The sequence below is a fragment of the Streptomyces sp. NPDC017225 genome (genome assembly GCF_044331465.1).
Taxonomy (GTDB): domain Bacteria; phylum Actinomycetota; class Actinomycetes; order Streptomycetales; family Streptomycetaceae; genus Streptomyces.
Window position 1 is genome coordinate 744391 of the sequence record NZ_JBIRNE010000003.1, and the last position, 6882, is coordinate 751272.

The 6882-nt window shown below is 65.0% G+C and carries 9 protein-coding genes and 1 pseudogene; 1 reads left to right on the top strand and 9 read right to left on the bottom strand.

The window, feature by feature from the left end; all coding sequences use genetic code 11:
* From ACH4NX_RS10600 to ACH4NX_RS10640, 9 genes and pseudogenes are all read right to left on the bottom strand, one after another.
* On the bottom strand, positions 1 to 796 hold a 796-nt coding region (locus ACH4NX_RS10600; protein WP_398153354.1), incomplete at its 3' end, for an FG-GAP-like repeat-containing protein.
* Between the two features lie 740 nt (positions 797 to 1536).
* The gene (locus ACH4NX_RS10605; protein ID WP_398128545.1) at positions 1537 to 1932 is read right to left on the bottom strand and encodes a hypothetical protein; all 396 of its coding nucleotides are present in this window, start codon (positions 1930 to 1932) and stop codon (positions 1537 to 1539) included.
* Positions 1933 to 1989: 57 nt separating this feature from the next.
* A complete protein-coding gene (locus ACH4NX_RS10610) occupies positions 1990 to 2361 on the bottom strand; it encodes an IS3 family transposase (RefSeq protein WP_398128564.1) in 372 nt (123 codons plus the stop codon).
* Positions 2289 to 3419 (bottom strand): annotated as a pseudogene (locus ACH4NX_RS10615) (IS30 family transposase); the annotation flags it as partial. The gene ACH4NX_RS10610 and the pseudogene ACH4NX_RS10615, both read right to left, overlap by 73 nt.
* Positions 3367 to 3912, bottom strand: coding sequence for a DDE-type integrase/transposase/recombinase (locus ACH4NX_RS10620; protein ID WP_398128546.1), 546 nt, complete (start codon positions 3910 to 3912; stop codon positions 3367 to 3369). The pseudogene ACH4NX_RS10615 and the gene ACH4NX_RS10620, both read right to left, overlap by 53 nt.
* The gene (locus ACH4NX_RS10625) at positions 3849 to 4058 is read right to left on the bottom strand and encodes an IS3 family transposase (protein ID WP_398128547.1); all 210 of its coding nucleotides are present in this window, start codon (positions 4056 to 4058) and stop codon (positions 3849 to 3851) included. The genes ACH4NX_RS10620 and ACH4NX_RS10625 overlap by 64 nt, the downstream gene beginning before the upstream one ends.
* A 197-nt stretch (positions 4059 to 4255) precedes the next feature.
* The gene (locus ACH4NX_RS10630; RefSeq protein ID WP_398128548.1) at positions 4256 to 4474 is read right to left on the bottom strand and encodes a transposase; all 219 of its coding nucleotides are present in this window, start codon (positions 4472 to 4474) and stop codon (positions 4256 to 4258) included.
* Positions 4475 to 4578: 104 nt separating this feature from the next.
* Positions 4579 to 4758: a hypothetical protein gene (locus ACH4NX_RS10635; RefSeq protein WP_398153355.1), complete on the bottom strand. Its 180-nt coding sequence runs from the start codon at positions 4756 to 4758 to the stop codon at positions 4579 to 4581.
* 110 nt (positions 4759 to 4868) lie between these two features.
* On the bottom strand, positions 4869 to 5168 hold the full coding sequence (locus ACH4NX_RS10640) for a hypothetical protein (protein WP_398128549.1): 300 nt from the start codon (positions 5166 to 5168) through the stop codon (positions 4869 to 4871).
* Positions 5169 to 6144: 976 nt separating this feature from the next.
* Here ACH4NX_RS10640 and ACH4NX_RS10645 point away from each other — a divergent pair.
* The gene (locus tag ACH4NX_RS10645; protein WP_398128565.1) at positions 6145 to 6612 is read left to right on the top strand and encodes a transposase; all 468 of its coding nucleotides are present in this window, start codon (positions 6145 to 6147) and stop codon (positions 6610 to 6612) included.
* Positions 6613 to 6882: the final 270 nt, after the last annotated feature.

Consider the following 6882-nt stretch of genomic DNA (forward strand, 5'->3'; position numbering starts at 1 on the left):
CAAAGCCCCGGCCCATCGTGATGGTGCCGTCCTTCTCGTAGACGAGGAGGTCAGCCATGCCGTCCCCGGTAACGTCAGCGAACTGAAGTCGGCCGTCGTAGCCGCCGAAACCTTCAGTGATGGTGTGGTAGTCGGTGAACCCGTCACCAAAGCCCCGGCCCATCGTGATGGTGCCGTCCGGCTCATACACGGCGAGGTCAGCCATGCCGTCACCCGTCAGATCCCGCGTCTTGGAGGCCTGACTCTCGTCCTGGATATTGACATACCGCACAGGCTTAAATGTCCCGCGACCACTGAAGTACGGGTACGGGATCTTCCTGTGGTGCACGCCGGAGGGCGTGAACTCGAAGCCCCAGTACTCGCTCTTCGACGAGTCGGTCCACTTCTCGAAGAGCGTCACGTGGCCGGAAGCGCCCGGGTTGTCGTTGAGGAGTGCGTCACCCGGCTTCAGGTCGCCCTTGCTGATCCACTTGGCGTAGCCGTTGGGGACAAAGGTATTGGTGACCTGCGAGCTCCCCAGGCCCCAAGCCATGGAAACAAACCCGGAGCAGTCCGTGCGGTAGCCCTGGTGACTGCCACCCCAGTCGTACTGAAGACCCTGCCCTACCCAGGTTTTTGCTCGTGCAATGACTTCTTCGCGGGTAATCGTGACATCGACCGCCGCGAGGCTGGACTTACCCTTGCCCGAAGTGGCCGGCTTGACCGGTCCTTGGCCGCCTCCTCCGTGATCGTTCACCGTGGCCTGGACGGCCTGAGGCGCTGAGGATGCGAAAGCGGCAGGACTGCCGACGGCCACACCTCCGAGGGTCAACGTCAGAGCCGTGACAATGGCCAGAGGAGATCTGCGTGCTATGCTAGAAAGCTTCATGCCGTCCTTTGCGTTTAAGTGCCATACTTCCAGCCGTAAGTCGGCTAAAGGCCGTGCTGGCGGATTCCGGCGACATTCCCTGTGTTACGGATGGTGCGGGCGGCTCGAGAAGTAGTCAGCTCGACGAAATGAAGGGCTACAGTTCATGAGCCCGGCCGGAACGATCAGTCACGGTAATGTCGCTGCGGATCGGCGGCAAGGGGTGAATCGGTGAAACCAGTTGTGTGCGACAGCGAACAGCTCGGCGGACCGCTTCGGGCAACATCGAGCTGATGGTGGCGTCGGCGGCGGGCGCTCTTCGCGCTTACTGGGACCGAACTCTCCAAATCAGGCGACAGGTTGATGGGCGCAAACGTGTATGTAACCGAGAGGGCAAGTGTGTACCGTGCGAAGTATCTTCACGTAATCTCTGCAAACTTGAGGTGAAGAATCTGGATCAAGCTAGGCCGGAAACGATCATCGGAGGGCTTGAAAAAGGGGGTCGGTGGCCTCGAGTCAGAATCACATGAGGTGCTATCTACTGTTTAGGCCCAATGTCGGGCATATCCAGTTAGGGAGTGCGTTATAGCGCCAGGTTCGCGCACTGCTGTCCTCAGGCTGCCGCCGACCCGCGCCACATGCGCTTGGGACGCGACTCAGCCCGGATTCACCGGCTTGACCTCGATTCTTCAGCGGTGATCGTCGCCGCATAGGGTGATCACTTCACCCTCTTTGTCCCCACTGTGAGCGGTCAGGGTCTTCGCTTGTCGCTGCGGCTGCGCCGGGTTCCACGGTCCCGGGGTGACGCGGGGTTCTCCTTCCTGGTCTTCGTCGAGGCGGGGCCTGTTTGTCAGGTGCCGACGATCAGGCCGGTCAGGCGTTGCCAGGCCAGAACGAAAGGTGGCAGCCCAGGGCCAGTTGGGGGCGAGGTGGAGGTGTCGGCGGCGAGCGTGGGAGCGAGCCGGGCGGGCAGGTGGTAGATCCAGAACCGTGTCGGGTTCGGCGTCGGCGAGCTCGTCCTGATCGTGCAGGACCAGGAGGAAGAGCCAGGCGTCGAGGTCGGTGACGAGGTTCGCAGCGAGCATCCAGCCCCTGCTTCGTGGTGAAGGATTGAGGTTCCCCCGCTGTGCGGGAGTGGCTGACTAGCTGGTCAGAGCGGGTTGACGTGGTTTCAGGTTCACTTGTTCGGTCGCTGCCTGGTCGGCGTAGTGCTTCTCCTCGTACTCGATCGGGCTGAGGTAGCCGAGCCGTTTCTGGATGCAGCGGGCGTTATAGGCGCCGTCGATGTACTGGAAGAACGCGAGGTTCGCCTCGGCCCTGATGACGAAGACGCGGCCGCGGATGCATTCGGTCTTGATGACCATCCACAGGTTCTCCGCCAGGGCATTGTCGAACGAGTCGCGACCGATCCCATGGACGCCTGGATACCAGCCCTGACCAGGCGCCAGCCGAGCGTTTTGCGGGGTCTGCTGTTGAGAGCGTGAGCAACGGCCTCGACTTCCTCGGGGGACCATCTCGAGAGATCGGTGCCTTTCGGGAAGTACTGGCGCAGGAGCCCGTTGGTGTTCTCGTTCGTGCCACGCTGCCATGGACTATGCGGATCGGCGAAGAACACGGGAATGCCTGTCTCGACTCTGAATTGCGCATGGGCCGACATCTCCTTGCCGCGATCCCAGGTCAGCGACCGTGCCAACTGTTCGGGCAGCGTCGACATCGTATTGGCGAGGGCGGTCTTCATCGTGATCGCCCCATAACCGGCCAGCGCAGGACCATTCTTGACCGATTGCTTGTGCCGGTAGCCTTTCTCGCGCGGAAGGTGGACCAGCATCGTGAATCGAGTGGACCGCTCGACGACAGCGCCGATCGCGGACCGCTCCAGCCCGATGATCAGGTCGCCTTCCCCGTGGCCAGGAACGGCACGGTCCTCGACTTCGGCAGGCCGTTCACTGATCAGCGCTTCGGGTGTCACATGCGCCCAGGTCTTGCGACGTGAACGAGCACGCGGGGCACGCAGCGCGCGGCCCGTGCGAAGGCACAAGATCAGCTCCCGCTTCAACGCCCCGCGGCCCTGAATGTAGAGCGCCTGGTAGATCGCCTCGTGGCTGATGCCCATGGACTCATCATCCGGGAAATCGACCTTGATCCGGTTCGCGATCTGTTCCGGACTCCACGCCTGCACCCACGCGCGGTCCTTGCGGTGCGGCTTGTTCCGCCCCGTCCACGCACCTGTCGAAGGTCCTGCGATCGCCCTGCCGCCAGGCGTGCTGATCTCTCCGGACAGCCGCTCCTGGACGTACGCGCGCAGCCGCGGATTGGCGACCAGCTTCGATGTCTTCGGGCGGCGTGCGGCCATGTCCGATCTCCACTGCGCGACCGATGCCCGGTAATCGAGCTTCCCGCTCCTGGTGGCCGCGTTGCGCCGCAACTCACGGGAAATCGTCCCCGGATCACGGCCGACTTCCCGAGCGATTTCACGAACGCCCTTGCCTTGCGCGTTGAGGAGCGCGATCTCCTCCCGCTCAGAGAACGACAGGTACCTGCCCGAATGCGGCTTCGGATCGAACGGTCGCATGCCGCCACACTGCCGAAACCAGCGCGTGGCCACTGCCGGCGCCACGCCGACAACCCCGGCCGCTTCCTCCGCGAGGAGACCTTTGGCGATCTCGTCCCAGAACGCCGTTTCGATATGACGCTGAAATTTTGGATGCCCCGGAGACCTCAACTTCGGCCGAATGGCCCGATCGGCTGCCTGCTGACGACGAACCATCCCGCACCTCGCTGATCACGAGGTGTTGCGACGACCGATTGAATCCGCCCTGACAGCCGTGGTCGGCGTGGTGGACAAGCTCGCCTGGGGCAACTTCGCGGCTGGCCAGGGCATACTCCAGCGAAGTGAGGACCAGGTCCGCGTCCACGCGGGCAGAGGTCTCCCAGGCCACGACCCGGCGGGAGAACGCATCGCGGATCGCGGACAGCCACAGCGGCCCCTCCCCGGTGGGGATCATGGTGTGGTCAGTGACCCACAGCCGGTTCGGCCCGTTCGTGGTGAAGACGCGTTGCACCATGTCAGGAGCAAGATCAGCGTTCGGGTCACGGCGAGTGAAGCCCTTGCCCCGGCGGGGCTGATCCCGGTCAGGCCGGCCGGACGCATGAGCCGCTCGACGCGCTTGCGGCCGACGTGGACGCCCTCATGCTTGAGGATGGCGTGCACGCGGGGTCAGCCGTAGATATTTCTCCGGACTCGTCGTGGACTTGCCGGATCCTGCCCGTCAGCTCGACGTCCCGGCGGCGCCGTTCGCACGGACCAGTCTCGGCCTGGCGCCACCGGTAGTAGGTGGAGGAGGGGATGGAAAGTTCCCGGAGTACGGGCTCGACCCCTCAGATGCGGGTGCTCATCAACGAGCGCCGTCACCTGGGCCGGGTCGGGTCGAGCTGGGCCGCGAAAAAAGCCGAAGCCGTCCGCAGGACCTCATTCGCCCGCTTGAGCTGGGCATTCTCCTTGCGCAGGGCGGCCAGCTCATCACGCTCGGCGGTGGTGAGCATGTCGCCTCGCTGGCCGGCGTCGGCCTCGGCCTGGCGGATCCAGCCGCGCAGGGCCTCGTGGTGCACGCCGAGTTCCTCGGCCATGCGGCGGATCACGGGCTTCGGCTCGGAAGCCCGTTACATCCGCCCCGCCCGCTCACGCAACTCCAGCGGGTATTCCCTCGGGGCAGGCATCGTCTGGGCTCCTCTCATGAGCCCCATCTGACCTGGTGCCACATCTCCCCGCATCTCGGGGGAACCTCAGATTTCGAGGACAGGGTGTGCAGTCCCATCACTTTGTTCGTGCGTACCCGGTTCTCGACGGCCGTGTGGTGGCGGTGCAGGGCGTCCAGCCACTGGGCCTGGTGGGAGCCGGAAATCCGGGTCATCTTGTTGATGTTGGGGGCAATGACCGAGTACCTGAAGCCGGTCTTCCTCTCGAAGCCGGTCAGGTCCGCGAGGTGGCGTCCGGAGGGCTTGACCCGGCGGACGATCAGCCTCAGTACCTTGCCCAGCCCTCGCGGACGCTCAGGCCGCTCAACTTCACGACACCGTAGCCCTCCTGGAGGGACCCGTCCTGGTTCAGGGAGACGTCCCAGGCCGTTTCGGGCAGGCGGGCGATGGCCTGCTCGTCGAGTTCGGTGATGGTCCAGCCGGTGGTGAAACGGACCGCGCGGCGATGGATGGTCAAGCCGATGAGGTGTTCGTGCAGACCGTGCGTCGCGCTGGCGCCGTCGACGCAAATCAAGATCTTCGCACGGGAGGAGCCGGGGATCTGGGCGAGTGCGTCAGCGAGCACGGTGGTGTGGTCGGTGACCGTGTTCGATCCGGCGTTGCCCGGCCTCAGCCGCCTCGCCAGACACTCGCCGGTATTCGCACCAGGCGGCCCACGGGTGAACCGAAACTCTTCTTCCAGGTCCCCCCGCGCTAGTTCCTTTCTTCGAGGCGGCCGTGATGATCGTGCCGTCCATGTCCACGATCACCCAGTTGTGCAGGCGTTTCCCTGCGACGGTGAGCCAGGGGAAGCCACCGGGACGCAAGGCCAGCCACGACCACACCACCCGGCGGACCCGTGCCCGGACGCGGGCGATCGCCGCGAGCCGGTCGCCGTCGCTCAGGTTCGGAGTGCGGTGCACCCTGGAGTCCGAGACACCCGGAACGATCACCCTCTCATGGTGCAGGGCGAGTTGCTCGGCCTCCGTCATACTGCGGGCGCCAGCGCGATGGTAATCGCCAGCTGGACGATCACCACCGCCCGGTTCCGCCATCCAGGCCCGCCCGCCGGGAACACCCCAGTCAGCGCCCCCGTCAACCCCGGCCGGTCCGCCAGCCACCGCAGCAACACCACCCCGGCATGCCTGACCAGCCCTTTCCCGACAGCCCCCACGACCAGGCTCCGGTCCCACGCTGTACGCTCGCTCACCATAAAGGTGTCTTGATTCTCGCAGCCGATGCTTCCTTGAAAGTCGCGTCCTCGCAGGTCAGGGGCACCTTTTCTACTACCGGACCGTCGTACCGGATATTACCGCTGGACAGTCAGGGTTGATGGAAGATGTGATGAGTGACATCGAGGCCGGGAGGCCTGGGCGGGGTGGACGAGATGGTCCTGCCGCTGTCAGCGAAAGGGTTGACCCGTGGGGAGATATCGGCGCATCTCGCCGAGGTCCACGGCGCGGAGGTCTCCGAGTCCACGACCGCCGACAGCGTGAGGCCGGCCTGGCGGAACGGCGGACGCTGGGCACGTCGCCCCGCTCGTCTTCGGCCACTGCGTGAACGTGAAAGCCAGGGACGACTACGTCACCGGCCGACTGGCCACATGGCGGTGGCGGTCACCGCTCGAAGGACACCAGGACGTCCTGGGCCTCTCGACCGGTGACGGTGGTGAAGGCGGAAAGGAGTGGTTCCAGGCCCTGACCGAGATGAGGAATCGCGGCGCGTCCGGTGTTCTGATGCTGGTCTGTGACGACCCTGACAGGCCTCCCGGATGCCGTGAACACCGTCTGGCCCGCGACGATCGTACGGACCCGCGTCGTTTGCCCGCTAAGAAGCAACTTCCGTTACTCGGCCCGGCAGGACTGGGCCCTCACCCACCGACCAGGCCGCCGTCAAGTGCCTCTACCTGGCCGTCACCAGCCTGGGCCCGAACCCCGGACGCAAGCGCCCGGAGAACGGGCCCCAAGCTGAAGGAAACCGACCGAGTCCCACCGTTCGCTGCTGGACCGCTTTGTCCCCGTCTCGCGTAACTCCCCGACCCAACAGCAACCCGCCGGGCAGGGCCAGATCGGTCACTGGTACGGGTCGTCAGGAGTTACGGGACAGCGTTCACTCAACCTGACGCGGTGAGAGGATCGGCCCCAGTTCCCCAAGTCATGTCTTAGACCGTGTCCTATGTGGGGGTTGGCTCGTTGAGTCGTTCACGGGGCGGGGTACGTGGAGTTGGATTGTGCCGGACGGGCTGTGGGAGATCGCGGAGCCGTTGATCCCGCCGTCGAAGGTGCGGCCGCAGGGCGGCG

Coding starts and splice junctions, on each gene's coding strand:
- ACH4NX_RS10630 (WP_398128548.1), bottom strand. CDS start 4,474: ATGGCCGAGGAACTCGGCGTGCACCACGAGGCCCTGCGCGGCTGGATC.
- ACH4NX_RS10635 (WP_398153355.1), bottom strand. CDS start 4,758: ATGACCCGGATTTCCGGCTCCCACCAGGCCCAGTGGCTGGACGCCCTG.
- ACH4NX_RS10605 (WP_398128545.1), bottom strand. CDS start 1,932: ATGCTCGCTGCGAACCTCGTCACCGACCTCGACGCCTGGCTCTTCCTC.
- ACH4NX_RS10620 (WP_398128546.1), bottom strand. CDS start 3,912: ATGGTGCAACGCGTCTTCACCACGAACGGGCCGAACCGGCTGTGGGTC.
- ACH4NX_RS10610 (WP_398128564.1), bottom strand. CDS start 2,361: ATGGTCCCCCGAGGAAGTCGAGGCCGTTGCTCACGCTCTCAACAGCAG.